This window comes from Stutzerimonas nitrititolerans (assembly GCF_003696285.1).
GTDB classification, from domain to species: Bacteria; Pseudomonadota; Gammaproteobacteria; order Pseudomonadales; family Pseudomonadaceae; genus Stutzerimonas; species Stutzerimonas nitrititolerans.
Map to the genome: position 1 here is coordinate 228693 of NZ_RFFL01000002.1, position 26522 is coordinate 255214.

The 26522-nt window shown below is 64.5% G+C and carries 22 protein-coding genes; 12 read left to right on the forward strand and 10 right to left on the reverse strand.

Going from position 1 to position 26522, the window contains the following annotated elements:
• Nucleotides 1-189 precede the first annotated feature (189 nt).
• Nucleotides 190-1650: a protein adenylyltransferase SelO gene (selO, locus tag EA795_RS03180; protein ID WP_122075539.1), complete on the forward strand. Its 1461-nt coding sequence runs from the start codon at nt 190-192 to the stop codon at nt 1648-1650.
• 18 nt (nt 1651-1668) lie between these two features.
• Here selO and EA795_RS03185 read toward each other — a convergent pair whose 3' ends face one another.
• The 5 genes from EA795_RS03185 to EA795_RS03205 all read right to left on the reverse strand — a co-directional run bounded on the left by EA795_RS03185 (nt 1669) and on the right by EA795_RS03205 (nt 8175).
• Nucleotides 1669-2853, reverse strand: a complete 1185-nt coding sequence (locus tag EA795_RS03185) for a hybrid sensor histidine kinase/response regulator (RefSeq protein ID WP_122075541.1) — start codon at nt 2851-2853, stop codon at nt 1669-1671.
• Nucleotides 2854-2861: 8 nt separating this feature from the next.
• The gene (locus tag EA795_RS03190) at nt 2862-3464 is read right to left on the reverse strand and encodes a chemotaxis protein CheB (protein WP_122075543.1); all 603 of its coding nucleotides are present in this window, start codon (nt 3462-3464) and stop codon (nt 2862-2864) included.
• Nucleotides 3461-4279 carry a CheR family methyltransferase gene (locus EA795_RS03195; RefSeq protein ID WP_014851299.1) on the reverse strand — a complete coding sequence of 273 codons (819 nt, stop codon included), beginning with the start codon at nt 4277-4279 and terminating at the stop codon, nt 3461-3463. The genes EA795_RS03190 and EA795_RS03195 overlap by 4 nt, the downstream gene beginning before the upstream one ends.
• A 1-nt stretch (nt 4280) precedes the next feature.
• Nucleotides 4281-7784: a response regulator gene (locus EA795_RS03200; RefSeq protein WP_122075545.1), complete on the reverse strand. Its 3504-nt coding sequence runs from the start codon at nt 7782-7784 to the stop codon at nt 4281-4283.
• Nucleotides 7785-8016: 232 nt separating this feature from the next.
• A complete protein-coding gene (locus tag EA795_RS03205) occupies nt 8017-8175 on the reverse strand; it encodes a YqaE/Pmp3 family membrane protein (protein WP_122075547.1) in 159 nt (52 codons plus the stop codon).
• 427 nt (nt 8176-8602) lie between these two features.
• Between EA795_RS03205 and EA795_RS03210 the strand changes: the two genes are divergently transcribed.
• Complete coding sequence (locus tag EA795_RS03210; protein ID WP_058077024.1) at nt 8603-9595, forward strand: SDR family oxidoreductase; 993 nt, start codon at nt 8603-8605, stop codon at nt 9593-9595.
• 9 nt (nt 9596-9604) lie between these two features.
• On the opposite strand, the gene EA795_RS21155 is transcribed toward EA795_RS03210, so the two are convergent.
• Both EA795_RS21155 and EA795_RS03215 read right to left on the reverse strand, forming a co-directional pair.
• Nucleotides 9605-9763: a hypothetical protein gene (locus EA795_RS21155; protein ID WP_014851295.1), complete on the reverse strand. Its 159-nt coding sequence runs from the start codon at nt 9761-9763 to the stop codon at nt 9605-9607.
• Nucleotides 9760-10599, reverse strand: a complete 840-nt coding sequence (locus tag EA795_RS03215) for an MBL fold metallo-hydrolase (RefSeq protein ID WP_122075550.1) — start codon at nt 10597-10599, stop codon at nt 9760-9762. Before EA795_RS03215 ends, EA795_RS21155 begins: the two co-directional genes overlap by 4 nt.
• Before the next feature lie 190 nt (nt 10600-10789).
• On the opposite strand from EA795_RS03215, the gene EA795_RS03220 reads away from it, so the two are divergent.
• The 3 genes from EA795_RS03220 to EA795_RS03230 are packed head-to-tail and all read left to right on the forward strand — an operon-like array spanning nt 10790 to nt 13410.
• Nucleotides 10790-12151 carry an NfeD family protein gene (locus EA795_RS03220; RefSeq protein ID WP_122075552.1) on the forward strand — a complete coding sequence of 454 codons (1362 nt, stop codon included), beginning with the start codon at nt 10790-10792 and terminating at the stop codon, nt 12149-12151.
• Between the two features lie 3 nt (nt 12152-12154).
• A complete protein-coding gene (locus tag EA795_RS03225; RefSeq protein WP_058074238.1) occupies nt 12155-12916 on the forward strand; it encodes a slipin family protein in 762 nt (253 codons plus the stop codon).
• Nucleotides 12917-12924: 8 nt separating this feature from the next.
• Nucleotides 12925-13410 (forward strand): LEA/WHy family protein, encoded by a 486-nt coding sequence (locus EA795_RS03230; RefSeq protein WP_043942706.1) that lies wholly within the window; start codon nt 12925-12927, stop codon nt 13408-13410.
• Between the two features lie 267 nt (nt 13411-13677).
• On the opposite strand, the gene treF is transcribed toward EA795_RS03230, so the two are convergent.
• Both treF and EA795_RS03240 read right to left on the reverse strand, forming a co-directional pair.
• Nucleotides 13678-15306, reverse strand: coding sequence for an alpha,alpha-trehalase TreF (gene treF, locus EA795_RS03235; protein WP_122075554.1), 1629 nt, complete (start codon nt 15304-15306; stop codon nt 13678-13680).
• Nucleotides 15303-16070, reverse strand: coding sequence for an SDR family NAD(P)-dependent oxidoreductase (locus tag EA795_RS03240; RefSeq protein ID WP_122075556.1), 768 nt, complete (start codon nt 16068-16070; stop codon nt 15303-15305). The genes treF and EA795_RS03240 overlap by 4 nt, the downstream gene beginning before the upstream one ends.
• A 181-nt stretch (nt 16071-16251) precedes the next feature.
• Between EA795_RS03240 and rarD the strand changes: the two genes are divergently transcribed.
• Entirely contained in the window at nt 16252-17145 is an 894-nt protein-coding gene (gene rarD, locus EA795_RS03245) for an EamA family transporter RarD (RefSeq protein WP_058077019.1), read from the forward strand.
• A gap of 31 nt (nt 17146-17176) precedes the next feature.
• Here rarD and EA795_RS03250 read toward each other — a convergent pair whose 3' ends face one another.
• Complete coding sequence (locus EA795_RS03250) at nt 17177-17695, reverse strand: glycine cleavage system transcriptional repressor (RefSeq protein ID WP_122075558.1); 519 nt, start codon at nt 17693-17695, stop codon at nt 17177-17179.
• A gap of 228 nt (nt 17696-17923) precedes the next feature.
• Here EA795_RS03250 and EA795_RS03255 point away from each other — a divergent pair, with 228 nt between their 5' ends.
• The 6 genes from EA795_RS03255 to EA795_RS03280 all read left to right on the forward strand — a co-directional run bounded on the left by EA795_RS03255 (nt 17924) and on the right by EA795_RS03280 (nt 26418).
• The gene (locus tag EA795_RS03255) at nt 17924-20104 is read left to right on the forward strand and encodes a malate synthase G (protein ID WP_122075560.1); all 2181 of its coding nucleotides are present in this window, start codon (nt 17924-17926) and stop codon (nt 20102-20104) included.
• A gap of 209 nt (nt 20105-20313) precedes the next feature.
• Nucleotides 20314-21936, forward strand: coding sequence for a methyl-accepting chemotaxis protein (locus EA795_RS03260; RefSeq protein ID WP_058074389.1), 1623 nt, complete (start codon nt 20314-20316; stop codon nt 21934-21936).
• A gap of 22 nt (nt 21937-21958) precedes the next feature.
• Nucleotides 21959-23089, forward strand: a complete 1131-nt coding sequence (locus tag EA795_RS03265) for a porin (RefSeq protein WP_122075562.1) — start codon at nt 21959-21961, stop codon at nt 23087-23089.
• 11 nt (nt 23090-23100) lie between these two features.
• Nucleotides 23101-23505 (forward strand): phosphate ABC transporter substrate-binding protein, encoded by a 405-nt coding sequence (locus tag EA795_RS03270; RefSeq protein WP_122075564.1) that lies wholly within the window; start codon nt 23101-23103, stop codon nt 23503-23505.
• A gap of 277 nt (nt 23506-23782) precedes the next feature.
• Complete coding sequence (locus tag EA795_RS03275; RefSeq protein WP_014851284.1) at nt 23783-25717, forward strand: putative nucleotidyltransferase substrate binding domain-containing protein; 1935 nt, start codon at nt 23783-23785, stop codon at nt 25715-25717.
• Nucleotides 25714-26418 (forward strand): 3'-5' exonuclease, encoded by a 705-nt coding sequence (locus EA795_RS03280; protein ID WP_014851283.1) that lies wholly within the window; start codon nt 25714-25716, stop codon nt 26416-26418. Before EA795_RS03275 ends, EA795_RS03280 begins: the two co-directional genes overlap by 4 nt.
• The last annotated feature ends 104 nt before the right edge of the window (nt 26419-26522 follow it).

The window sequence follows — 26522 nt, forward strand, 5'->3', positions numbered from 1 at the left end:
GCCCCTGACCTCCATTTTTCACCGATGGTGCCCATGCTCCTGCGTGGGCACCATCGAAGGTCGCCAGCGTCCTGACACAGCGCACCCGCGCGGAAACATGGGTGCGATCGAACAACCTCGCCCCGCCAGCGGGGTCATAATCCCCGTGGCGCGCGCCTGTTCCTGGCGCGCCGTGCGCCAGGAGCCGCCGTGAAAACCCTGACCGAACTGAACTTCGACAACCGCTTCGCCCGCCTGGGCGATGTCTTCTCCACCGAGGTGATGCCTCAGCCGCTGGCCGAACCGCAGCTGGTGGTCGCCAGCGAGGCGGCCATGACACTGCTCGACCTGAACCCGGCCGAGGCCGACACGCCGCTGTTCGCCGAGCTGTTTTCCGGCCACAAGCTGTGGAGCACCGCCGAGCCGCGGGCCATGGTCTATTCCGGCCATCAGTTCGGTGCCTACAACCCGCAATTGGGCGACGGGCGCGGCCTGCTGCTGGGCGAGGTGATCAACGACGCCGGTGATTACTGGGACCTGCACCTCAAGGGCGCCGGCAAGACGCCCTATTCGCGCATGGGCGACGGGCGCGCGGTGCTGCGTTCGTCGATTCGCGAGTTCCTCGCCAGCGAACACCTGCACGCGCTCGGCATTCCCAGCTCGCGCGCGCTCTGCGTGACCAGCTCGCAGACGCCTGTGTATCGCGAACGTCAGGAACGAGGCGCCATGCTGCTGCGCCTGGCGCCCAGCCACGTGCGCTTCGGCCACTTCGAATTCTTCTACTACACCCGCCAGCACGACGCGCTTCGCCAGTTGCTCGATCACGTCATCGCCTGCCATTTTCCCGATTGCCTGGAACATCCCGAGCCCTACCGCTCGTTCTTCCGACAGGTTCTGGAGCGCACCGCCGGAATGATCGCCCGCTGGCAGGCCTATGGCTTCTGCCACGGGGTGATGAATACCGACAACATGTCGATCCTGGGCATCACCTTCGACTTCGGCCCCTACGCCTTCCTCGATGACTTCGATGCCCGCTTCATCTGCAACCATTCCGACGACACGGGGCGCTACTCCTTCGAGAATCAGGTACCTATCGCCCACTGGAACCTGGCGGCACTGGCGCAGGCGCTGACGCCCTTCGTCGAGGTCGGCGCGCTGCGGGAAAGCATGGACCTGTTCCTGCCACTCTACGAAGCGCAGTGGCTGGCGCTGATGCGCGGCCGGCTCGGCTTCGTCCAGGCCGATGACGGCGACCAGGTGCTGATCCAGGACCTGCTCAAGCTCATGCAGGGCAGCGCGGTGGACTACACCCGCTTCTTCCGCGAGCTCGGCGACAGCCCCGCGGAGCAGGCACTGTCACGCTTGCGTGAAGACTTTGTCGATCTGCAGGGTTTCGACCGCTGGGCGCAGGCTTATCGTCAGCGCAGTGAATGCGAAGGCACCGACCAGGCTGCGCGCCAGACGCGCATGCAGGCGGCCAACCCGAAATACATCCTGCGCAACTACCTGGCCCAGCAGGCCATCGAAGCCGCCGAGCAGGGCGACTACGAGCCGGTACGCGAGCTGCATGCCGTGCTCAGCCGCCCCTTCGACGAGCAACCGGGTATGGAGCGATACGCACAGCGACCACCCGAGTGGGGCAAGCATCTGGAGATCAGTTGCTCATCCTAGGGACGCCGGCGCTCACGCCTACAAGGGCAGCGTGACCCGAAACAACGCGCCCTCGCCTTCCCGGCTTTCGACCTGGATGCATCCGCCGTGGGCCTTGACGATCTGTTCGGCGATGAACAGGCCCAGGCCCAGACCGGCGCTGCTTTCGCTGCCTTCGGCGCGTTCGAACTGGTGGAAGATCCGCTCCAGACTTTTCTGGCTGATGCCGATGCCATGGTCCCGCACTTCGATGCAGGCGGCGTCCGGTCGGGATGAAACCCGGATCTGCACCGGCTTGCCCGCGCCGTAGCGCATGGCGTTGGTGAGCAGGTTGACCAGCACCTGCTCTACGCGGAAGGCGTCCCAGACGCCGACGATGGTCTCTGCGCAGAGGTATTCGAGCGCACAGCCGGCGGCCTCCATCTGAGCGGCGAAATCGTCCACCACGCCGCCGACCAGTTGCCCCAGATCCACCCGCGAGGTGCGGATCGACAGCTTGCCGGTGCGGATGCGCGAGACGTCGAGCATGTCGTCGATCAGGCGGATCAGGCTCTGTATCTGCCGCTCATCCCGGTTCACCATGGCGTGCAGCCGATCATGCTCGAAGGCGGCAAAGTTGTTGCGGCTCAGCTGCAGCTTGCGCAATTGCACTTCGAGTATCAGCGTGTTGAGCGGCGTCTTCAGTTCGTGGGAAACCACCGACATGAAGTCGTCGCGCATGCGCACCGCCTCCTCCAGCTCGGCCTTGGTGCTGCGCAGCTCATCGAGCAGCACCTCCTGCTCGCGCCGGCTCCTTTCCAGCGCTTCCACCTGGCGCGCCATGCGCTTGCTGTTGCGATACAGGTCGACGAACACGCTGACCTTGCTGCGCACCGCGTGGATGTCCAGCGGCTTCTGCATGAAGTCCACGGCGCCGGTTTCATAGCCCTTGAAGGCGTAGTTGAGTTCGCGCCCGGCGGCGCTGACGAAGACGATGGGGATCTGCTTGGTGCGCTCGGAACCGCGCATCAGTTCGGCCAGCTGAAAACCGTCCATGCCGGGCATCTGCACGTCGAGGATGGCCAGCGCGAACTCATGGCACAGCAGCAGTTCCAGCGCCTGTTCCGCCGACTCCGCGCGATGGACCCGGATGTTCGGCGCCTGCAACAGGGCTTCCAGGGCCAGTAGGTTTTCCGGCAGATCATCGACGATCAGCAGATTCGCTTCATCGGTTTGATCGGGCATGGATCGGGTCACTCCATTTCTCGCAACAATCGGTGGATGTCGCGCAGAGGCAAAATATAGTCCGGGGTAATACGTTGCAGGGCCGCCAGCGGCATGCTCGCCACCTCGGCCTCCTGCGGGTCCTGCACCACCGTCAGGCCGCCGGCGCGCTGAATGGCTTGCAGGCCTGCCGCACCATCCTCGTTGGCACCGGTCAGGAGGATGCCCGCCACGCGCGGGCCCCAGGCGTCGGCCGCCGACTCGAACAGCACATCGATGGAAGGCCGCGAGAAATGCACGGCATCGTCCTGGCTCAACGAGAGGCTGCAATCCTGTTCCACCAGCAAGTGGTAGCCTGGAACGGCGAAATACAGCGTGCCCGCGACGATCGACTCCTTGTCTTCGGCTTCCTTCACGCGCAGCGCCGTCTTGCGCTGGAAGATTTCCACCAGTTGCGTCGGGCCGTGGGCCGGCACGTGCTGGACGACCAGCAAGGGCGACCGCCGGTCAGCCGCGAGGCCGTCCACCAGAACCCCCAGGGCCGCCAGGCCGCCTGCGGAGGTGCCGACTACCACCGCCTCGATCGGCGGCGCGCGTCGCGAGAGCGACGTTGCAGGCTGGACGCTTTTCATAGCTTGCGAAAGATCCTTTCCTGCTTGTCGAAGGCTTCGTACTGGTTGGCATAGCCGGAAAACTCCACCGTTTCCCTGCTGCCCAGCCCGAGGAAACCACGGTGGCACAAGGATTCGTGAAAGAGCCCGAAGGCGCGGTCCTGCAACGGCTTGTTGAAATAGATCAGAACGTTGCGACAGGAAATCAGCTGCGTCTCGGCAAATACGCTGTCGGTCGCCAGGCTGTGGTCGGCGAAGGTGACGTGGTCCTTCAGCGACTTGTCCATGATCGCCGAGTCGTAAGCAGCGGTGTAATAGTCCGAGAAGCTGCGCTTGCCGCCGGCTCGCTGGTAGTTCTCGGTGTACTGCTGCAGATCGTCGATGCCGAAGATGCCCTGCCGGGCCTGCTCCAGCGAGCGCGGATTGATATCGGTGGCGTAGAGGATCGAACGCTCCAGCAGGCCTTCCTCGCGCAGCAGAATGGCCAGCGAGTAGACCTCTTCACCCGTGCTGCAACCGGCCACCCAGATCTTCAGCGAAGGATAGGTCCGCAGCACCGGCACCACCTGTTCACGCAACGCCAGGTAGTAGCTGGGGTCGCGAAACATCTCGCTGACGGGGATGGTGAGGTACTGCAGCAGCTCCATGAAAACCTGCGGATCGTAGAGAATCTTGTGCTGCAGTTCGGAAATGCCCTCGCATTGCAGTTGCCGCAGCGCCAGCAGCACGCGGCGCTTGAGCGACGCGGCGCTGTAGCCGCGAAAATCGTAGCCGTAGCGCAGGTAGATCGCCTCGATCAGCAGCTTGAGCTCGATCTGCTGGCTTCGATCGGCCATATCAAAGCAACTCCATCTTCGGCAGCCAGACCCGGATCAGCGAGAACAGGCGATCCAGCTCGATGGGCTTGGCCAGGTAATCGTTGGCGCCGGCGCGCAGGCAGCGCTCCTGGTCGTTCTTCATCGCCTTGGCGGTCACCGCGATGATCGGCAGGCGGGCGAAGCGTGGCTCCTTGCGGATTTCCTCCATGGCGGTGAAGCCGTCCATCTCCGGCATCATGATGTCCATCAGCACCAGGTCGATGTCGCCGATCTGCTGCAGCTGCGAGATGGCTTCATGGCCGTTGCGCGCGATCTCGACCAGCGCGCCCTTCTGCTCCAGCGCACTGGTGAGGGCGAAGATATTGCGCACGTCGTCGTCGACCACCAGGATCTTGCGCCCTTCGAACGCCTTCTCCCGGCTGCGCACGCTCTTGAGCATCTTCTGTCGCTCCAGCGGCATGTCCGACTCGACCTTGTGCAGGAACAGCGTGACCTCGTCGAGCAGGCGCTCCGGCGAGCGCGCGCCCTTGATGATGATCGAGCGCGAGTACCTCAGCAGCGCCGCCTCCTCATCGCGGGTGAGGTTGCGACCGGTGTAGACGATGACCGGCGGGAAGGAGCAGATGTCCTCGCGGGCCATGCGCTCGAGCAGCTCGTGGCCGTCCATGTCCGGCAGCTTGAGGTCGATGATCATGCAATCGAACACCGTCGAGCGCAGATGCTCGAGCGCCTGTTCGCCGAACTCGACCGCGGTGATTTCCACGTCCTCGTCCTCGATCAGCTGCGACATGCTTGCACGCTGCAGCGCGTCGTCCTCGACCAGCAGGATGCGTTTGACCTTCTGCACCAGTTTGGCCTCCAGCCGGCTGAATACCTCCTTGAGATCCTCGCGGGTCGTGGGTTTCAGCGCATAGCCCACCGCGCCCATCTGTAGCGCGGTTTCCTTGCGATCCTCGACCGATACCACGTGCACCGGGATGTGCCGCGTGAAGGGACTTTCCTTGAGCCGCTCGAGCACCGTCAGCCCCGAGTGGTCGGGCAGGCACATGTCGAGCAGGATGGCATCGGGGCGGTATTGCAGCGCCGTATCGAAACCCTCATCGGCGTTCTGCGCGATCAGGCAGCTGTACTTCAACTCATGGGCCAGTTCGCGCAGGATGCAGGCGAACTGCGGCTCGTCCTCGATCACCAGCACCATGCGCTCCTTGAACGGCATGACGTCGCGGTCGTCGATGATCGGCGCCGGCTGTGCCTGCGAGCTCTCGCGCAGCCGACGCGCGGCAGGCGCGGGCGGGGCCGACACCGTATTCGACTGCTTCGGCAGCGCCGCAGGCAGCACGGGCGCCTCCTGCGCTTCAGCCGGTTCACTGTAGGTTTCCGGCACGAGCAGGGTGAAGACGCTGCCGGCGCCCGGCTCGCTGCGTACCTCGAGCGTGCCGCCCAGCAATTGCGCCAGCTCGCGGGAAATCGACAGCCCCAGGCCGGTGCCGCCGTAACGGCGATTGGTCGTGCCGTCGGCCTGGCGAAACGCCTCGAACACCACCGCCTGCTGGTCCAGCGGAATGCCTATACCCGAATCGCGCACCGCGAAGGCGATCTGCCCGCTGTCGTGGCGCCGAACGCTCAGCCTCACCGAACCCTTTTCGGTGAACTTGAACGCGTTGGACAAGAGGTTGCGCAGGATCTGTTCGACGCGCTGGCGATCGGTGAACAGGCTGGACGGCGCCTCGTCGTCGATCTCCACGTCGAAGTGCAGCGATTTTTCCTGCGCCTGGGCGTTGAACAGGTGCTTCAGGCCCTCGAGCATCCGCGGCAGGTTCAGCAGTTCGGGATGGATGTCGAGCTTGCCGGCCTCGACCTTGGAGATGTCGAGGATGTCGTTGATCAGGGTCAGCAGGTCGTTGCCGGCCGAATAGATGGAGTGAGCGAACTGCACCTGGTCGTCGCTGAGGTTGCCGTCGGGGTTGTCCGCCAGCAACTTGGCCAGGATCAGCGAACTGTTGAGCGGCGTGCGCAGCTCGTGGGACATGTTCGCCAGGAATTCCGACTTGTAGCGACTGGCCCGCTGCAGATCCTCGGCATGGGATTCGAGCAGCAGTTGCGCGTCGCGCAGGCGATCGTTCTTCTGATCCATTTCGTCGCGCTGGCGGGCCAGCTCCAGCGTCTGCTCGGCCAGCTGTTCGTTGGTCTGCTCCAGCTCGGCCTGCTGCTCCTCCATGTGCATCTGCGATTCTCGCAGGGCATTGGACTGCTCTTCGAGCTCCTCGTTGGCGGCACGCAACTCTTCCTGCTGAACCTGCAGTTCTTCGTTGAGCTGCTGGGTTTCGCTGAGTACACGCTGCAAACGCTGGCGATAACGCGCGGCCTCGATGCCCGAGCCGATGCTTTCGGAAATGCGCCGCAGCAGCTCGCTGTCCTCCTCCCGCAGCGGGCGCATGAAGCCGATCTCCAGCACCGCATTGAGCATGCCGCTGTCCTCCACGGGGAAGATGAGCACGCTCCGCACATCGGTACTGCCCAGCGCCGAGCTGACCTTGAGGTAGTCCTTCGGCAGGCTGTCCAGCGCCATCGGTCGACGTTCCAGCGCCACCTGCCCCACCAAACCTTCACCCAGTTCCAGCGAGCGGCTGGAGGCCAACTGATCCTTGTCCCAGGCGAACTCGGCCACCCGTTGCAGCTTGCCATCCTGCTCGGTATACAGCGCACCCACTGCCACATCGAGATAACGGGACAGGAAGCCCAGGACGCTCTGCCCGAGGGTCGGCAGCGTCTGCTCGCCGATGATCGCCTCGCTCAGCTGGGTCTGGCCGGTGCGATACCAGGCCTGCTTTTCCAGGGCGGCGGCATGCGCCTTCTGCTGATCCAGCGCTTCGGTGTAGGTCTGTGACAGGCCCACCAGGTCGCGCCGTGCGCGGTAGACCAGAAAGCCGCTGAAGAGCAGGCTGAACAGCAGGAAGCCACCGATCAGCGCCGTGGTGATCGTCTCGGCGCTGTCGCTGCGTGCAGCACGCACGCGACGTTCTTCCTCGATCAGTTCGTTGAACAGGGCCCGCATCTCTTCGATCAGCTGGCGGCCACGGTCGGAACGAATGTATTCGACGATCGGCAACCCTTCGCGCCGCCGCTCGATACCGGTCCGGGCGAAGTCCTGCCATTGCTGCAGCAGCGTTTCGATCCGCTCGATCCGCCGAAGCTGCAGCGGATTCTCACCGATCTGCTCCCGCAGATCGGCCATGCCACGCTCCAGCACCGGCAAGCCGTTCAGGTAGGGCTGGAGAAACAGTTCCTCACCTGCGATCAGATAGCCGCGCATGCCGCTTTCCAGGTCGATCAGGACCTTGAAGGTTTCATGCGCCACGGCTACTTCCTCCACCGAGCGTTCGGCGGTGTGGTTGACGTTGAGCAGGTAGTAGACGATGGCACTGAAGAAGAACGCGCTGAGGAAACCGAAGCCGAGCGGCAGGCCGACATTGCGATTGAGGATGCGTCTGAAACTTTGCTGATCGATCGAGGAGTCGCTCATCGGGGGTTCCTTTCCGGCGACCTGCGTACGGCGGTGACTACAGGTTGGCAGGTACGCACGAGCGGTTGGTTTCGACAGCCCGCCCGTTACGCCTGTATATCCGGCTTGTTCGTGTAAGTTCGGCGCGAAATTTCTCATGCACCGAAGCGAGAGCGAGCGACTTTACACGCCTGAAGAGGCGAGCACAAAAAGCCTGTCGCAATGCGCGCTCCAATTGTCGATCAGTTGGATATCAGCGCCGCGCGATGATCCACACCGCGTGAATGATGCCCGGCAGGTAGCCCAGCAAGGTCAACAGGATATTCAGCCAGAACGCACCGCCAAGCCCGACTTGCAGAAACACGCCCAACGGTGGCAGCACGATTGCGATCAGAATTCGGATCAGGTCCACGGAAGCTCCTGCAGCTATTGTCGAAAAGGTTCTGAATCGACCTGATCGCGCGGTTCGGGTTCCGTTTCGATCGGGGAAGGAACCAGCCGCTGCCGATAGGCGACGGCTGGAGGTTCAGCGAGCGGCCGGATAAGCCACCGGAGCGCCATGGGCGCAAGAGGAAGAAACGCGGCGGGCCAGCCGATGAGGCGATGACCCATGCGTTCGGCCGCCTGCCTTGTGAGCGAGCGACAGCGCCAAGCTTACGCTTAGCTTGCTAACTATTACAGCGCCGGCCTCGCCCTTCAATTGGCCGAAGGTCGAACATCGCCGCCCGTTCACGTCTGATCGGAACTCACATATCCCTGTCCGGTCGTCTTTGAGACGGTCTCCGTTGTTCCGCTCTCGCTCGGCGATGACAAACGCCTCCACTGCGCAGGAGAAGTACATGACTGCACCAACCGTGGTTATCTGCGGCGCGACCGCCGGGGTTGGCCGCGCCACGGCACGGGCCTTCGCCCAGGCCGGCTACGCCGTTGCACTTGTCGCCCGCGGCGAGCGCGGGCTGATGGATACCCGGGCCGAGCTGGAGCGGCTTGGCGCCAGGGTGCTGTGCATCGCGGCCGATGTCGCCGATGCCGAGGCCATCGATCAGGCTGCGGCACGCGTCGAAGCGGAACTGGGGCCGATCGGCGTCTGGGTGAATGCCGCCATGGCCACGGTGTTCGGCCCCATCGAACGGCTGAGCGCCGCGGAAATCCGCCGAGTCACCGAGGTGACCTATCTGGGCGCCGTGCACGGCACCATGGCTGCCCTGCGTCACATGAGGGCGCGCGACCAGGGCACCATCGTGCAGGTCGGTTCGGCGCTGTCATACCGCGCTATTCCCTTGCAGTCGGCCTACTGCGCGGCCAAGTTCGCCCTGCGTGGCTTCACCGATTCATTGCGCTGCGAGCTGATTCACGACAACAGTCGGGTGCGCGTGACCATGGTTCAGCTGCCGGCGCACAACACCCCGCAGTTCGACTGGGCCCGCAACAGGATGGGCAAGCGATTGCAGCCGGTGCCGCCGATCCATACGCCGGAGGTGGCGGCGCGGGCGATCCTGCGCGCGGCGATCGAGGCGCCGCGCGAACTCTGGCTGGGCAAAGCCAGTTTCCAGGCGATCATCGGCACCCTGTTCATGCCCGGTCTGCTCGACCGGATGATGGCTCGCCAGGCGTGGAGCGGGCAGCTGACCGCCGAGGATGCCGCGAGCGATCGCCCCGACAACCTCTACCAGCCGGTCGAAGGACTGCATCATACCGAGGGCCGCTTCGGCGAGCAGGCCAGGGACAAGGCGCTCGGCCTGGCTTCCGAGACGGTAGGCAAACTGGCGGTACTCGGGGGTGCCGCCATCGCCTTGCTGGCAGGGCTGATCATCGCCTGGCTGGCAGACTGAGCGCACTCGTCACGGCCGCGGCCGATCATCGCGCTTGCGCCGGATGTTGACCCATGAAAGCACGGCCAGGGCCAGAAGCAGACCGGCCATGTTGAAGTTACCCAGCCACAGGTATCCCAGCCCCGCGACCGAGCAGGCAATCAGGCCGATCCAGCGCACATAGCTCATGGCGACGGCGCCCTGGACTGCATGCGTTCGAGTTCCTTCGCGTCGTGGCTGCAGAACAGCGTGACTTCGTCCCGGTGCTCCAGGGAAAGGGTCCACAGCCGGTGCTGGTTGCCCAGCCGGGCCGGCCGGTCGACTTCCATCATTCGCTGATAGAAACGCAGCCCCGGCGTGCAATGCCGCTCGGTCTGGCCGACCTCGTCCCGGTAGAAGTAGGCATCGCCGGCGTGCAGCAACCAGCCATCGGCGGTTTGTACGGCGACGCCCGCATGCCCGTGGGTGTGCCCGGTCAGTGGAATCAGCAGGATTTCCGGCGGCAGGCCGCGCAGCTCCTTGACCGCCTGGAAGCCGAACCAGAGATCGCCGCCCGGCTCGTAGAACTGCCAGTTGCGCACCTCGTCCCATTGCCGACGGCGGTAGCGCCGATGGCCGAGAAAGCTGTGGGTCGAGCGCGCGGCATCCATCTCGCGCTGCAACAGATGCACCTGAGCGCCGGGAAAATCGCTGAGGCCACCGGCATGATCGAAATCCAGATGGGTGAGCAGGATGTGCCGCACGTCTTCGGCGGCGAAACCCAGCTGGCGGATCTGTTCCAGCGCGGTGAAACGGCGCTCGAACCTGATGTTGTTGAAGGCGATGAAGAAACCGCTCAGGCGTTTGCGCGGCTCCAGCACATCGCACTCGCCGAAGCCCGTATCGACCAGCACCAGGCCATGACGCTCGGTCTCGATCAGCAGGCAGTGGCAAACCAGCTGGGCCGTCGGGCCCTTGCTGAAGCCATCGAACAGCGCGCCCCCGAGTGGGCACATGCAACCGCAATTGAGGTGATGAACACGCATCGCCGACTCCTCGCTGTCCTGGCCTTTGAATTTCGAGGTTCGTTGCGCATCCGGAGTTCAGTGCGGTCGGCTCCCGGCAGCGCCATGGTGTCGCAATCGGAAGCGGCCGGCCTTGAACTATCCTCTCTGGTACTCCTCCACCGAGCATCCGCCTGGTTCGGTGTCCCGATGTCTTTGCGAGGAAAGCGACATGCTCGGCCAGTTGCGCCTTCGATCGTTGTGCACCCTGACGCTGCTGCTCGCGCTGGCAGGGCAGGCGCTGGCGGCCGAGGCGGTTACGGTGTTGCGCGTGCAGGGCGTCATCGGCCCGGCCAGCGCCGACTACGTGATCCGCGGCTTGCAACAGGCCGAGCAGGACGCGGCGCAACTGGTGGTGCTGCAACTGGACACCCCTGGCGGGCTGGACGACTCCATGCGCGCGATCATCCAGGCGATCCTCGCCAGCCCGGTGCCGGTGGCCAGCTACGTATCGCCGAGCGGCGCGCGGGCGGCCAGCGCCGGCACCTATCTGCTCTATGCCAGCCACGTCGCGGCGATGGCGCCCGGCACCAACCTCGGCGCCGCCACCCCGGTGCAGCTCGGCGCGCCGACGGGTGCGCCCCAACCGGAGAAAGGCGAAAGCGAACAGCAGGCCGGTGGCGATGCCATGAGCCGCAAGCAGGTCAACGACGCCGCCGCCTATATCCGCGGCCTGGCGCAGCTGCGCGGGCGCAATGCCGAATGGGCCGAACAGGCGGTGCGTGAAGCTGTCAGCCTGTCGGCCAGCGAAGCGCTGGAGCTGAAGGTGATCGATTACCTGGCCGCCGACCTTCCCGGCCTGCTCATCCAGCTCGATGGCCAGACTCTGCAGACCTCCACCGGCGAGCGACAACTGCAGACCGCCAACGCCCCGCTGGTTCACCACGAGCCGGACTGGCGGGTGCGCCTGCTGGCAGTGATCACCAACCCCAGCGTGGCACTGATCCTGATGATGATCGGCATCTACGGGCTGATCTTCGAATTCGCCAACCCGGGCACGGGCGCCGGTGGCGTGATCGGTGGCATCTGCCTGCTGCTGGCGCTCTATGCGCTGCAATTGCTGCCGGTCAGCTATGCGGGGGTAGCGCTGATCATGCTGGGCATCGCCTTCATGGTGGCCGAGGCCTTCATGCCGAGCTTCGGCGTGTTCGGCCTGGGCGGCGTGGTGGCGTTCGTCACCGGCGCGGTGATCCTGTTCGACACCGAAGTCCCGGGCTACGGCATTCCGCTGGCGCTGATCGTCACCCTCGCGCTGGTGAGCGCGCTGCTGCTGTTCGCCATCGTCGCCATGGCTCTCAAGGCGCGCCGGCAGCGACTGGTCAGCGGCGACAGCCAATTGGTCGGTTGCCTGACGCCAATCATCGCCCTGCAACAGGACGACGCCGGCAGCGGCTGGGTTCAGCTGCAGGGCGAACGCTGGCAAGTCCGCAGTTCCACCCCGCTGCACGAGGGCCAGCAGGTGCGCGTGATCGCACGGCGCGGGCTGCAGCTGGACGTCACCGCGGCGCAAGCGCCGCCAACCGAGAAGAGGTGAACCATGGGTTTTGAATTGAGTTTCGTCGCGGTGGCGGTCCTGGTGATCGCCCTGCTCGCCTCGGCCTTTCGCATCCTGCGCGAATACGAGCGCGGCGTGGTGTTCCAGTTGGGGCGTTTCTGGAGGGTCAAGGGGCCGGGGCTGATCCTGATCATTCCAGGATTGCAGCAGATGGTCCGGGTGGACCTGCGCACCCTGGTGCTGGACGTGCCGACCCAGGACGTGATCTCCCGCGACAACGTCTCGGTCAAAGTCAACGCGGTGGTCTACTACCGCGTGCTGGATGCCGAGAAGGCGATCATCCAGGTCGAGGACTACCACTCGGCGACCAGCCAGCTGGCCCAGACCACGCTGCGCGCCGTGCTCGGCAAGCACGATCTGGACGACATGCTGGCCGAACGCGAGAAGCTCAACAACGACATTCAGCAGGTGTTGGACGCGCAGACCGACGCCTGGGGCATCAAAGTGGCCAACGTGGAAATCAAGCACGTCGATCTCGACGAATCCATGATCCGCGCCATCGCCCGCCAGGCCGAAGCGGAACGCGAACGGCGGGCCAAGGTCATTCATGCCGAGGGCGAGCTGCAGGCCTCGGAGAAACTGATGCAGGCCGCCGAGATGCTCGGCCGCCAGCAGGGCGCGATGCAGTTGCGCTACATGCAGACCCTGAGCAACATCGCCGGCGACAAGAACTCGACCATCGTCTTTCCGCTGCCCATGGAGCTGCTGCAGGGGCTGGGCAATATCACCAGAAAACCGGAGTGAAGAACCCCATGCGTCTGACCCGCTTGCTGACAATCACGCTGCTGGCGCTGAGCCTGGCCGCCTGCGCGGCGTTTTCCTCGCGCGACCCGCTGATCGTTCAGGTGGCCGGCATCCAGCCGATGACGGGCGAAGGGCTGGAGCTGCGCATGCTGGTGAAGCTGCGGGTACAGAATCCCAACGACACGGTCATCGATTACCGGGGCGTCGCGCTCGATCTGGAAGTCAACGGCCGGCGCCTGGCCAGCGGCGTCAGCGACCAGCAAGGCAGCGTGCCCCGCTTTGGCGAAAGCGTGCTGAGCGTACCGGTGACCGTCTCGGCCTTCTCCGCCGCCCGTCAGGCGCTGGGCCTGGCCGAGCATATCGGCTTCGACGAGGTACCTTACGTGCTGCGCGGCAAACTGGCCGGCGGGCTGCTCGGCACCCAGCGTTTCGTCGAGAAAGGCACGCTGGATCTTTCCGGTGCCGTGGCCAATCCCTATCGGCGCGAACGCTGAGGCTTGAGTCCGTCGGGCAAGAGCTTCGCGCCGGGGGCGGCGCTCCCACGGCTACGCCATACCGACTATGGGGGGTTCCCACGCGGGAGCATGGGAACCATCGGAGCTATGCGTGGTTGATCGCGCCCATGCTCCGCATCGCTGGGCACAGAGCGCCCCGGTTGGGGATCCCACGCAGTAGGATGGAAACCATCAAGCGCTTTAGTGGGAGGCGCGCCCTCGCGGCGAACGCAGGCGCCAGCCTGCCATCTCACAGCTCCGCAAACCTCAATCGGCATCACCCAACGATTCGGCCCATTCCGGCCGGCATTGCCCGGCTCGGCAGCGATGCACTTCGTGCCGGGCGTCCTCCTGCATCAGCTTGCGGGTGACGCCGTTGGTCCAGCCGAAACCGTCCTGCAAGGGATACTCGCCGCCGCCGGCATGCTCGGCACTGGGCCGCAGCACGTATTTTTCCACCAGCTTGCTTTCCCGCTCGAACAGCTGACCGACGATGGCCAGCCAGCGCCGCTCGATATCCAGCGCCAGCACGTCGTGCCCATAGTTCTGCAGCCCGCGAATCCCCATCCATTGCAGCGGTGCCCAGCCATTGGGGCGGTCCCACTGCTCGCCGGTGCCGCTGAGCTCGGTGGTCGACAGGCCACCGGGCGCCAGCAGCCGCTCGCGCACGACGGCGGCGACCCGCTCGGCCTGCGTCTTGCTGGCGATACGCACGAACAGCGGCGTCAGGGTCGCCGCGGTCAGGTTGTCGCGCGGCTGGCGGCGTTTCCAGTCGTAATCGAAGTAGGCGCCGACCTCGTCGTTCCACAGATAGCGGTCGATGGCCGCCAGCCGCACTTCGGCGCGACGGTGGAACTCCTCGGCGCAGGCCTGCCAGCCTTTGACCTGGCTGAGCCGGGCGATCTGCCGCTCCAGCTTGTAGAGGAAGCTGTTCAGGTCCACCGGCACTATGGCGGTGGTGCGGATGCTCGATAGCTTCTGCGGGTCGTCCAGCCAGCGCGAGCTGAAATCCCAGCCCGATTCCGCCCCGGCGCGCAGGTCGCGATAGACCTCATAGGGCAGGCGGTCGCTTGCCTGTGCGGTTTGCCGGTCCTCCAGGTAGGACTCTTCGCGCGGCGTGTCGCGATCATCCCAGTAGCGGTTGAGCAGGCTGCCGTCGGCCAGGCAGACGCAGCGCCGGTGAGCCTCTCCCGGCCGCAGGTGCTCGCCACCCTCGCTCCAGAAGGCATATTCCTTGCGCAGCTGGGGCAGATAGTCGGTGGCGCGGTGCACGCCGGTGTCCTCGAACAGGTCGGTCATCAGCGCGAACACCGGCGGCTGCGAGCGGCTCAGGTAGTAGGAACGGTTGCCGTTGGGCACGTGGCCATAGGTGTCGATCAGGTAGGCGAAGTTGTCCGCCATGGAGCGCAACAGCTCGCAATGCCCGCTTTCATCGAGGCCGAGCATGGTGAAGTACGAATCCCAGTAGTACAGCTCGGTGAAACGCCCGCCGGGCACCACGTAGTCGTGCGGCAAGGGCAGCAGCGAGGAAAACTCGGGATGCTGCCGGGGCTTGCGTGTGAGCACCGGCCAGAGTCGGTCGATGTGCTCGGCGAGGCCGTCGTCCGGGTTGGCGACGAACTCGGTCGGCGCCATTTCGTAGCGGATGAAATGCTCATGCACGAAAGCGCGCAGATCGAAGCCCGGCGTGCCGCAACGGGCGCGATAGAGTTCCAGGATCCGCTCCGGATGCTGGCGCGGCGCGCAGTCGACGAAGGTCTTGCTGTCGGGAAACACCCGCTGCATCTGCACCGCGACGAAGAGCTCCTGATAGCGGTCGGCAGGGGTCAGGGTATCGGCTGCGGAAACGGCACGGGTGTCGTAGTCGAAAATCGCGTGCTGATCGGTTCTGTTCATTGCTCGCTGTAGTTCCATAGCAGCCCGCCATCCACCACCAGGGTGGTTCCGGTGACGTAGCCGGCATCGTCCGAAGCCAGAAAGGCCACGGCGCCGGCCACGTCCCGCGGCTGCCCCAGGCGTCCGGCCGGAATGTTGCCGAGCAGATTGGCCAGCTTGTCGGGCTGGTTCATGAGGCTGCGATTGATCGGCGTCTCGATCGCACCGGGCGCAACGTTGTTGACGGTGATGCCCAGCGGCGCCAGCTCGATCGCCAGGTTGCGCATGAGCATCTTCAGGCCGCCCTTGCTGGCGCAGTAATCGCTGAAATTGGGGAACGGCAGTTCTTCATGCACCGAGCTGTTGTTGATGATGCGCCCGCCCCGGCCGCTGTCGCGCCGGTGACGGGCGAAGGCCTGGGAGAGGAAGAAGGGGCCGCGCAGGTTGACGCCCAGGACGTCGTCGAAATCCTCTTCGCGAGCGTCGAGAAAGGCGGCGTGCTTCTGGATGCCGGCGTTGTTCACCAGGATATCGAGGCCGCCCATCTGCTCGGCGGCCTGCGCCACCAGCCGCCGGCAATCGACCACCGAGCCGACATCGGCGGCGATGAAACAGGCACGCACGCCCAGCGCGCGCACCTGCACCAAGGCCTCCCGCGCCGGCCCGCCCTCCTTGCGGCCATTGAGCACGACAGCGGCACCCTCTTCAGCCAGCCGCCGCGCGATCCCGAGGCCGATGCCATGGGAGCTGCCGGTCACCAGGGCGACCTTGTTGCGCAATTTCATGTCTCACCTCGCAAGCCGTACCGCCTGTCTCAGATTTTTGACGACTCGATACCGGGCACGTTCATTTCGAGGGGTCGAGGGTCTGTCGACGCTTCGTTCCGGCACTGCCACAACGGCAGACAAACCGGCCGGGGCGGCGCAGAATGTCGCACCTCCTCATCCGCCGTGCTTAAGGGCAATCATGGCCACCGCCGATTTGCGAAAAGGTTATTTGCTGGGCCTCACCACGTTCTGCATCTGGGGGCTGTTTCCGCTCTACTTCAAGGCTGTCGAGCAATACAGCGCGCTGGAAATCGTCACCCAGCGCGCCATCTGGTCGGCGCTGTTCGGTTCATTGGTGCTGCTGTTGTGGAGGCACCCCGGCTGGTGGCAGGAACTGCTCGCGCACCCGAAAAGAATCGGCGTGCTGATGATTTCCAGCGTGCTGATCGCCAGCAACTGGCTGATCTACGTCTGGGCGGTGAACAACAACCACATGGTCGAGGCCAGCCTCGGTTACTACATCAACCCGCTGGTCAACGTGGTGCTGGGCCTGCTGATCCTGCGGGAGCGCTTGCGTCCGCTGCAGTGGCTGGCGGTGGCGATGGCGGCGCTCGGCGTCGCGCTGCAACTGATCACCCTGGGCGAGTTTCCCTGGGTATCGATCGCGCTGGCGCTGAGCTTCGGCACCTACGGCCTGCTGCGCAAGCAGGCACCGGTGGCGGCGCTGCCGGGGCTGGTGGTGGAAACCTGGTTGTTGCTGCCCATCGCACTGGTCTGGCTGCTGGCGTTCGGCGAAGGCGCCAGCACGCAAGCGGCCTTCTGGACCGATCCGCAGGCGCTCTGGCTGATGGCCGCCGGCCCGGTCACGCTGATCCCGCTGCTGTGCTTCAACGCGGCCGCGCGCCATCTGCCCTACTCGACCCTGGGCTTCCTGCAATACATCACGCCCACCCTGTTGCTGGCACTGGCGGTGCTGGTGTTCAAGGAGCCCTTCCCTGCCGATCGCCAGCTGGCGTTCTTCTGCATCTGGGCGGGGCTGGCGGTCTACAGCTACGACGCCTGGCGAGTGGTGGGCAGAAGCGCCGTCGCCTGAAGCGGCGGCGCGATAGCGGCTCGCAGGGCGCTCACTCGGCCGCTTGCAGCTTGAGCTCCACCATCAGATCGTCCGCCAGGGTTTCCAGGTGCTGCTGCAATTGCTCGAGCGACAGCCCGGTCGGCACCGCCAGGCGGGCGTCGGCGTGGAACAGCGATTCGTTGGTCATCGGCGCGGGCGCGATTTCCGTTTCCAGGCTTTCCAGGTTGACGCCGTGGCTGGCCAGCAGCCGGGTGATGTCGCGCACAATGCCTAGGCGGTCATTGCCGACCAGCTGCAGCCGGACCATCCGCCAGCTGCGCCCGGGCGCGCTGCCGCTGGGCGCCAGCAGCACGCGAATGCCCTGGCTTTCCAGTTCGCGCAGCGCGTCGAAGAGTTCGGCCTGCGCGGACGTCGGCACCGCCACCTGCAGGATGCCCGCGAACTGCCCGGCCATCCGCGACATGCGACTGTCCAGCCAGTTGCCGCCGTGGCGCGCGATGCAATCGGCCAGGCGCTCGACCAGCCCTGGCTGATCCTCGGCAATGACCGTGAGAACGAGGTGATCCATGGGTGGCTCCTTCATCTTGAGTTGGGGTGCACGCTGAACGCGGCCTCATAGGTATAGAACAAAGCACCCGTTTCGCGTTCTCGACCTGTCGCCCGCCAGAGTGTTCGGCTCGCGGAAGGGAGCCGCCGGCCCGACTGATTTTCCGTATCGTTTCAGGTAGTATCCGTCGACCCGGACTACAAGAAGAATCGTCCGTCGGATTTGAAGAAGAACCAAGTGAGGCGAGTAATGACTGAGCGCGTTCAAGTCGGTGGCCTGCAGGTCGCCAAAGTCCTGTACGACTTTGTGAACAACGAAGCGATTCCCGGTACCGGCGTCGAGGCCGCGGCCTTCTGGGCCGGTGCCGACAGCGTCATCCACGATCTGGCGCCGAAGAATCGCGCTCTGCTGGCCAAACGCGACGACCTGCAGGCACAGATCGATGCCTGGCATCAGGCTCGCGCTGGTCAGGCCCATGACGCCGTCGCCTACAAGGCCTTCCTGCAGGAAATCGGCTATCTGCTGCCCGAAGCCGAAGACTTCCAGGCCACCACCCAGAACGTCGACGAAGAAATCACTCACATGGCCGGCCCGCAACTGGTGGTGCCGATCATGAACGCTCGCTTCGCGCTCAACGCCGCCAATGCCCGTTGGGGTTCGCTGTATGACGCCCTGTACGGCACCGACGCCATCTCCGAAGCAGATGGCGCCAGCAAGGGCCCGGGCTACAACGAAATTCGCGGCAACAAGGTCATCGCCTACGCCCGCGCCTTCCTCAATGAGGCCGCGCCGCTGGAAAACGGCTCGCACGTCGACTCCACCGGCTACCGCATCGAAGGTGGCAAGCTGGTCGTATCGCTGAAGAATGGCAGCACCAGCGGCCTGAAGGATTCGCAACAGCTGCTCGGCTTCCAGGGCGATGCCAGTGCGCCGATCGCCGTGCTGCTCAAACACAACGGCATCCACTTCGAGATCCAGATCGACCCGTCCAGCCCCATCGGCCAGACCGACGCCGCCGGCGTGAAGGACATCCTGATGGAAGCGGCGCTGACCACCATCATGGACTGCGAAGACTCCATCGCCGCCGTCGATGCCGACGACAAGACCATCGTCTACCGCAACTGGCTCGGCCTGATGAAGGGCGACCTGGTCGAGGAACTGGAAAAGGGCGGCAAGCGCATCACCCGCGCCATGAACCCTGATCGCGTCTACACCAAGGCCGACGGCAACGGCGAGCTGACCCTGCATGGCCGTTCCCTGTTGTTCATCCGCAACGTCGGACACCTGATGACCAACGACGCCATCCTCGACAAGGAAGGCAACGAAGTGCCGGAAGGCATCATGGACGGCCTGTTCACCAGCCTCGCCGCCATGCACAACCTCAAGGGCAACACCACGCGCAAGAACACTCGCACCGGCTCGGTCTACATCGTCAAGCCGAAGATGCACGGTCCGGAAGAGGTGGCCTTCGCGACCGAACTGTTCGGTCGCGTGGAAGACGTTCTCGGCCTGGCTCGCAACACCCTGAAAGTCGGCATCATGGACGAGGAGCGCCGCACCTCGATCAACCTCAAGGCCTGCATCAAGGAAGCGCGCGAGCGCGTGGTGTTCATCAACACCGGCTTCCTCGACCGCACCGGCGACGAGATCCACACCTCCATGGAAGCCGGCCCGGTGGTACGCAAGGCCGCGATGAAGGCCGAGAAGTGGATCAGCTCCTACGAGGACAACAACGTCGACGTCGGCCTGGCCTGCGGCCTGCAGGGCAAGGCACAGATCGGCAAGGGCATGTGGGCCATGCCCGACCTGATGGCCGGCATGCTCGAGCAGAAGATCGGCCACCCGATGGCCGGCGCCAACACCGCCTGGGTTCCCTCGCCGACCGCCGCTACCCTGCACGCCCTGCACTACCACAAGGTCGACGTGTTCGCCCGCCAGGCCGAGCTGACCCAGCGCGCCAAGGCCTCGGTCGACGACATCCTGACCATCCCCCTGGCCAAGGACACCAACTGGAGCGAAGAGGAAAAGCGCAACGAGCTGGACAACAACTCTCAGGGCATCCTCGGCTACATGGTGCGCTGGGTCGAGCAGGGCGTGGGCTGCTCCAAGGTGCCGGACATCAACGATGTCGCGCTGATGGAAGACCGTGCCACCCTGCGTATCTCCAGCCAACACATGGCCAACTGGATGCGCCACGGCGTGGTGAGCCAGGAGCAGGTCGTCGAAAGCCTCAAGCGCATGGCGCCAGTAGTCGACCGCCAGAACGAAGGTGATCCGCTGTACCGCCCGATGGCGCCGGACTTCGACAACAGCGTGGCCTTCCAGGCCGCACTGGAACTGGTCCTCGAAGGCACCAAGCAGCCCAACGGCTACACCGAGCCGGTACTGCACCGTCGCCGCCGCGAGTTCAAGGCCAAGAACGGCCTGTAAACCGCAGCAGCGCCAAGGAAAACCGCCCTCCGGGGCGGTTTTTTTATGGCCGGGAATAAGGGGAAATCCGCCGAATGGCCTTCAGGTTCCGCCAGCAGGGGTCGATAACGTGACCGAAAGAACAGATTCAGTCACAATATTTCCGACTAGTGGCCTTTCAGTATCACGCCCTGTTCCGTAGTATCCGCTGCCCGCCGTGGAGTTGAGCAATGTTCAAGAATTTCTCCCTGACCGCCAAGCTGCTACTGGTGCCTGCCGTCGCTCTGTTCGGGCTGATCCTCTATGTCGGCTACACCTCGCTGCAGCTGTCGGCCACCGATTCGCGCCTGGTGATGCTGGAAACTCAGAGCTACCCCACCCTGGAAAAAGCCGACGCGGTGATCTTTCAGTTCTCACGCATACCGGGATTGCTCAACAACGCGGTGGCCGCCGGGGAAGCCGGAATTCTCGGCGAAGCGCGCGAAGTGCTGCAGGAAATCGACACGCAGCACCAGGCGCTGGCGGCACTGCTGAGCGACCAGCCCCAGCGACGTGCTGCGCTGGATAGCTGGCGCAACGCCGTGAAGGGCTATGCCGACAACGCGCTCGACGCCTCGGCGAAACTGATCGACGGCAGCGCTTCGTTCGACGACCTGCGGCCCAGCCTCGATCGCATGGCCAACGATCTGGCCCAGGCGCAGAAACAGGCGGCCGATTTCCGCTCCGGCGCCTACGAGGACTTCCAGCAGACGCTCGCCCAGACCCGCGAAGCCAATGCGGCGACCACGCGCCTGGGGATCATCCTCAGCCTCGCCCTGGTGATTCTGGTAAGCCTCGGCGCCTGGCTGGTGATCCGCAGTGTGATGGCCAACGTGCGCGGCGTGATCGCCTCGCTGCAGTCCATCGCCCGCGGCGATGGCGACCTCACCCAGCGTGTCAACGTCGAGTCGAACGACGAAATCGGCGCCATGATCGAGCTGTTCAACGGCTTTCTCGACAAACTGCAGGGCACCATTCGCCAGATCATCGATGCGGCCTCGCCGCTCGGCCAGGTGTCGACCGAACTGTACAAGCTGACCCAGGGTTCGGAAGAGAACGCCAAGTCGCAGCAGCACCACACCGATTCCATCACGCGCGACATTCTCACCATGACCGGCAGCATCCAGGAAGTGGCGCAGCGCTCGCGCCAGGCCTCCGACGAGGCCAACGCCGCCGCTCGCCAGACAGCGACCGCACGCGAGCATGTCAGCAGTCTGTCCTCCGGCATTCACGACCTGGGCGACAGCGTGATGAGCGCGGTGCAGGCCATGGAGCAGCTGGAAGAGGAAACCCAGGAGGTCGGCTCCGTGCTGACCGTGATCCGCAGCATCGCCGAACAGACCAACCTGCTGGCGCTCAACGCAGCCATCGAGGCGGCCCGCGCCGGCGAGCAGGGCCGCGGCTTCGCGGTAGTCGCCGATGAAGTGCGCAACCTGGCGCAAAAGACCACCGCCTCGACCGCCGAGATCCAGCAGATCATCCAGCGTCTGCAGAACAGCGCCAACACGGTGCTCAACGTCATGACCAGCAATGGCGAGAAATCCCGCGCGAGCATCGAACGCTCGCTGGAGGCCACCCAGCTGCTGGAGACCATCGCCCGGACGGTCAACCAGATCGACGAACTCAACGCCGGCATCGCCCAGTTCACCCAGGAGCAGATCGGCCTGTCGAGTTCCATCCAACAAGAAACCCAAGTGTTGCAGCAGGACGCCCAAGCAACCGCAAACGGCGCCGAAGCCACCGCTCGTCTCGGCGAGCAGCTGGTCGGTACCGGCGACCACCTGCGGGCGGCCACCGCCCAGTTCCGTGTTTAATCTGTCTTAGGAGCATCACCCCATGACCGCAGTACGTGCCTTGAGCCTGGCAGTCGCCTGCCTGGCCGCAACACCGGCGTTCGCGCTGGATCAGGGCGACTATCGCTTCAACGGTTTCGGCACCCTCGGCTTCACCCATCTGGGTGGCGAAGAGGATGGCCGCAGCTATGGCATTCAGGGCCAGACCAACGACTCCTGGCGCGGCGACCAGTTGTCCAAGTTCGGTGCACAATTTTCCTATGGCTTGACCGATACCCTCGGCGTGACCGTGCAGGCCACTGCCAAGGCCGAGCAGGACGAGTGGAAGGCCAACCTGGAGTGGGCGTACCTGTCTTGGCAGGCAGATGACAACCTGATGCTGCGCGGCGGCCGCCTGCGCAGCCCGGTGTTCATGTATTCCGAAACCCTGGACGTGGGTTACACCTACCCCTGGCTGCGCCTGCCGGATGAGGTCTACAGCCTCGTGCAGCTGACCAGTTACGAAGGCGCCGACGCCGTCTACACCCTGCCGTTGTCCTATGGCTCCGTTACGTTCCAGCTCGCCGGCGGCCAGGCCAAGGATCGTGACTACTACGCCTACGATGACCTGCACGACATGGACTACAAGGACATCTTCGGCGCCAGCGTGAGCCTGGCTAGCAACGACTATGGCACCCTGCGCGTCGGTTATGTCGAAGCCGCCCTGGATTCGCTGATTCAGGGCTACGTGCCAAGCATCGACCAGACTCTGCCCTGGCTGGAACTGCGCGGCGCGAAAGGCAAGTTCACCTCTGTTGGCTACCAGTACGACAACGGCGCCTGGCTCACCGCCAACGAATGGGTGCGTCGCGTCATCGAAGGCGACGGGCAGCAGGCCATCGACGCCTTCTACCTCATGGGCGGCCGTCGCTTCGGTGACTTCCTCGCTCACCTGACCTACGCCCAGCTGGACGAGCAGGACGGCCGCCAGAACTCCTGGACAGCCGGCCTGAACTATCAGTTGCGGTCTACCGTGGTGCTGAAGGGCGAATACAAGCGCGTCGATACGTCCGGTGGTTCGGACGGCGTGTTCACCCGCAATGCGCAGGAAGTATTCGACAATGCCATGGGCGCCGCCCCGACCCGCAACTACGACGGCGATATCGTCTCCGTCGGCGTCGACTTCGTATTCTGAGGAGCGTCCAGATGAAAGCATCCATTCGCGCCCTCGGTGGCCTGGCGCTGCTCGGCGTGGCCGTCCTGGCCCAGGCCGAGGTCTCCGTGATCGTCAACCCCGGCGCAACCAAGGCACCGTCGCAATCGGAAGTCGCCAACATCTTTCTGGGCAAGGACAAGTCCATGAAAGGCGTCGACCTCAAGGACTGGACACCGACCAAGGAAAGCTTCTATTCGGCCGTCACCAACAAGAACGAGTCGCAGCTGAAGTCCTACTGGTCCGGCCTGATCTTCACCGGCAAGGGCCAGGCAATGGCCAGTGTCGCGGATGATGCGGCCGTGGTGGCCAAGGTCGCGGCCGAAGCGGACGCCATCGGCTACGTCGACAGCGCCGCGGTCAACGATTCGGTCAAGGTGCTGTTCACCCTGCCCTGATCGGCGAAAGCCCCGGACAGGGGCTTTCGCTCAGCGTTCTCCCGCACAAGCCGGCACCGCACCGCTTTCGCGGACGCGTCCTCGCGGCGAGCACGAACGTCCCGCGCGCTCGAAGTCAGTCCTACAGCGCCCGTCGCCGGCTCTTTACCTGCAGTAACACCTTGGGACGGCTGGCTGATCTCGGTCAGTCGGCCGCTCCTTTCCCCGGGCTAGACTTACGTCCAATGTGCCCTGAGCCCTCTGCGGCACACCATGTCCAGAAAACGGAAGGGGAACCATGAGCAAAGCTGACGCCTTCGCCGAGGCCGGGAAGACGGCGGTGCTGCAGAACGTCCACGGCACCATGGAGTTTCTGCGCAAGCACCCGCCCTTCAACCAGATGGAGCAGGTACATCTCGCCTATCTCGTGGAAAACTGCCAGCTGCGTTTTTATGCCGAAGGCGAGTGCATCCTCTCCCCCGACGATGGCACGGTCGAACACTTCTACATCATCAAGCAGGGCCGCGTTCACGGGCAGCGCCCGCATACCGCCAAGCGCGGTACCGAAACCACCTTCGAGGTCATCGTCGGCGAATGCTTCCCGATGGCCGCGCTGATGGGCGAGCGTGCCACCCGCACGGCGCACCTGGCGGCCGAGGACACCTTCTGCCTGTTGCTGAACAAACCGGCCTTCGTCAAGCTGGTGTCCATTTCGGACGAATTCCGCGAGTTCGCCATGCGCGGGGTCAGCAGCCTGCTCGACCAGGTCAACCAGCAGGCGCAGCTGCGCGCGGTGGAAAGCCTGGGCGAAAACTATTCCCTGGAAACCCGTATCGGTGAGCTGGCCATCCACGAACCCGTCTGCTGCGCGCCGGACATGCCGCTGAACCAGGCCGTCAGCCTGATGCACTCGCGCAACGTCGGCAGCGTGGTCATCGTCGACGGGCAGATGCATGCGCAAGGCATATTCACCCTGCGCGACCTGCGCCGGCTGGTGGGCGAAGGCATCGCCGATCTGTCGTTACCGATTGCACAGGTGATGACGCCCTCGCCTTTCGGTCTGCCACCCGATGCCACGGCCTTCGACGCGGCGATCGCCATGACCGAACGGCGCATCGCCCATATCTGCGTGATCAACAAGGGACGTCTCTGCGGCGTGCTTTCCGAACGCGACCTGTTCTCGCTGCAACGCGTGGATCTGGTGCATCTGGCGCAGACCATCCTGCATGCCGACCGTATCGAGACGCTGGTGTCCATACGCGATCGCATTCGCCAGCTGGTCGACAACATGCTCGCCCATGGCGCCTCTTCGACGCAGATCACCCACATCATCACGCTGCTCAACGATCACACCGTACGACGAGTCATTGAGCTGGCCATCGCGGACGTTGGCGACCCGGGCGTCCCGTTCAGCTGGTTGTGCTTCGGCAGCGAAGGCCGCAGCGAACAGACCCTGCACACCGACCAGGACAACGGCATCCTGTTCGAGGCGCAGGACACCGCCGAAGCCGCGCACATCCGCGGGCGCCTGCTGCCGCTGGCCGAGCGCATCAACCGCGACCTGGATACCTGCGGCTTTACCCTGTGCAAGGGCAACATCATGGCCGGCAATCCGCAGCTGTGCCTGTCGCGCCAGGAATGGAGAAGACGCTTCAGCTCGTTCGTCCGCGAATCGACGCCGGAGAACCTGCTCGGCAGCACCATCTATTTCGATCTGCGCGTGGTCTGGGGGCCACCCGAAGGCTGTGATCACCTGCGCGAGCAGTTTCTCGAAGATATCCGGGACAACCGCATCTTCCAGCGCATGATGGCCGAGAACGCCTTGCGCCATCGCCCGCCGGTGGGCCGCTTCCGCGATTTCGTGGTCACGCGCAAGGGCGAAGGCAAGGCCACGCTCGACCTCAAGGTGCAAGGCCTGACGCCCTTCGTCGACGGCGCGCGCCTGCTTGCCCTCAGTCACGGCGTCGGTGCCTGCAACACCTTGGAGCGCCTGCGTCAGCTGGTCGAGCAGGAGGTAATCGACAAACAGGATGGTGCGGCCTACGAAGAGGCCTATCATTTCATCCAGCAGACGCGCATGCAGCAGCATCAGCAGCAGGCGCGCGCGGGTCAGCCCTACTCCAACCGGCTCGACCCCGACACCCTCAATCATCTGGATCGGCGCATCCTGCGCGAATCCTTCCGGCAGGCGCAGCGCCTGCAGAGTAGTCTGGCAATGCGTTATCAACTATGAATATGGCCTGGTTCAAAGCGCGAGGCCCCTTGCTGGATCTCGAACAGATTCAGCGTCGTGACCGACTGTCGTCCCCGGCCCCGCTGGACGACTGCCCACTCGAGCAGCAACGCCTGGTCGTGCTGGATCTGGAAACCAGCGGCCTGGATACCCGCCGCGATGTCGTGCTGTCGATAGGCGCGGTGGTCATCGACCAGGGCGCTATCGATCTGGGCGAACAGTTCGAACGCACGCTGCGGCGCCCCGACCAAGAGCTCAGCGAGAGCGTGCTGATCCACGGTATCGCACCCAGCGAGCTGGCATCGGGATGTGAACCGGCCGAGGCGCTGCTGGATTTCATGGAGTTCGTCGGCGACAGCCCGATCCTGGCCTTTCACGCCGGGTTCGACCAACGCATGCTCGCCCGCGCCCTGAAAACCTCGCTGGGCTACAAGCTGCGCCATCCCTTCATGGATGTCGCGGAAATAGCTCCGATGCTCTGCCCGGACAACCGTCCCAGCCGCAACGGCCTGGATGACTGGACCCGGCACTTTCGCCTGCAGGTGCTGCAACGCCACCATGCCAGTGCGGATGCGCTGGTGACCGCCGAGATCGCACTGATTCTCTTCAGTCGTGCCCGCCGGCAAGGGGTGAACAGCATGAAAGCCCTGAACCTGCGGCTGGCCAACTGGCGCAAGCGGCAACAGGCACGCCTGATGTGATGCTGCCTCAGCGTGCAGGCTGATAGCGAGCGACATGCATTCAGTTAACGCCGGTACCGTCAAAGCTCCCACTTCCCCAGTGGGAGTTCATGTACCGGAGACAT

Bases quoted from the DNA above. Each gene is read 5' to 3' on its own strand.
- EA795_RS03195 (WP_014851299.1), bottom strand. From the start codon at position 4,279: ATGGCCGATCGAAGCCAGCAGATCGAGCTCAAGCTGCTGATCGAGGCG.
- EA795_RS03270 (WP_122075564.1), top strand. From the start codon at position 23,101: ATGAAAGCATCCATTCGCGCCCTCGGTGGCCTGGCGCTGCTCGGCGTG.
- EA795_RS03210 (WP_058077024.1), top strand. From the start codon at position 8,603: ATGACTGCACCAACCGTGGTTATCTGCGGCGCGACCGCCGGGGTTGGC.
- EA795_RS03240 (WP_122075556.1), bottom strand. From the start codon at position 16,070: ATGAAATTGCGCAACAAGGTCGCCCTGGTGACCGGCAGCTCCCATGGC.
- EA795_RS03220 (WP_122075552.1), top strand. From the start codon at position 10,790: ATGCTCGGCCAGTTGCGCCTTCGATCGTTGTGCACCCTGACGCTGCTG.
- EA795_RS03225 (WP_058074238.1), top strand. From the start codon at position 12,155: ATGGGTTTTGAATTGAGTTTCGTCGCGGTGGCGGTCCTGGTGATCGCC.
- EA795_RS03200 (WP_122075545.1), bottom strand. From the start codon at position 7,784: ATGAGCGACTCCTCGATCGATCAGCAAAGTTTCAGACGCATCCTCAAT.
- EA795_RS03230 (WP_043942706.1), top strand. From the start codon at position 12,925: ATGCGTCTGACCCGCTTGCTGACAATCACGCTGCTGGCGCTGAGCCTG.
- rarD (WP_058077019.1), top strand. From the start codon at position 16,252: ATGGCCACCGCCGATTTGCGAAAAGGTTATTTGCTGGGCCTCACCACG.
- treF (WP_122075554.1), bottom strand. From the start codon at position 15,306: ATGAACAGAACCGATCAGCACGCGATTTTCGACTACGACACCCGTGCC.
- EA795_RS03260 (WP_058074389.1), top strand. From the start codon at position 20,314: ATGTTCAAGAATTTCTCCCTGACCGCCAAGCTGCTACTGGTGCCTGCC.
- EA795_RS03185 (WP_122075541.1), bottom strand. From the start codon at position 2,853: ATGCCCGATCAAACCGATGAAGCGAATCTGCTGATCGTCGATGATCTG.
- EA795_RS03190 (WP_122075543.1), bottom strand. From the start codon at position 3,464: ATGAAAAGCGTCCAGCCTGCAACGTCGCTCTCGCGACGCGCGCCGCCG.
- EA795_RS21155 (WP_014851295.1), bottom strand. From the start codon at position 9,763: ATGAGCTATGTGCGCTGGATCGGCCTGATTGCCTGCTCGGTCGCGGGG.
- EA795_RS03255 (WP_122075560.1), top strand. From the start codon at position 17,924: ATGACTGAGCGCGTTCAAGTCGGTGGCCTGCAGGTCGCCAAAGTCCTG.
- EA795_RS03265 (WP_122075562.1), top strand. From the start codon at position 21,959: ATGACCGCAGTACGTGCCTTGAGCCTGGCAGTCGCCTGCCTGGCCGCA.
- EA795_RS03275 (WP_014851284.1), top strand. From the start codon at position 23,783: ATGAGCAAAGCTGACGCCTTCGCCGAGGCCGGGAAGACGGCGGTGCTG.
- EA795_RS03215 (WP_122075550.1), bottom strand. From the start codon at position 10,599: ATGCGTGTTCATCACCTCAATTGCGGTTGCATGTGCCCACTCGGGGGC.
- EA795_RS03280 (WP_014851283.1), top strand. From the start codon at position 25,714: ATGAATATGGCCTGGTTCAAAGCGCGAGGCCCCTTGCTGGATCTCGAA.
- EA795_RS03250 (WP_122075558.1), bottom strand. From the start codon at position 17,695: ATGGATCACCTCGTTCTCACGGTCATTGCCGAGGATCAGCCAGGGCTG.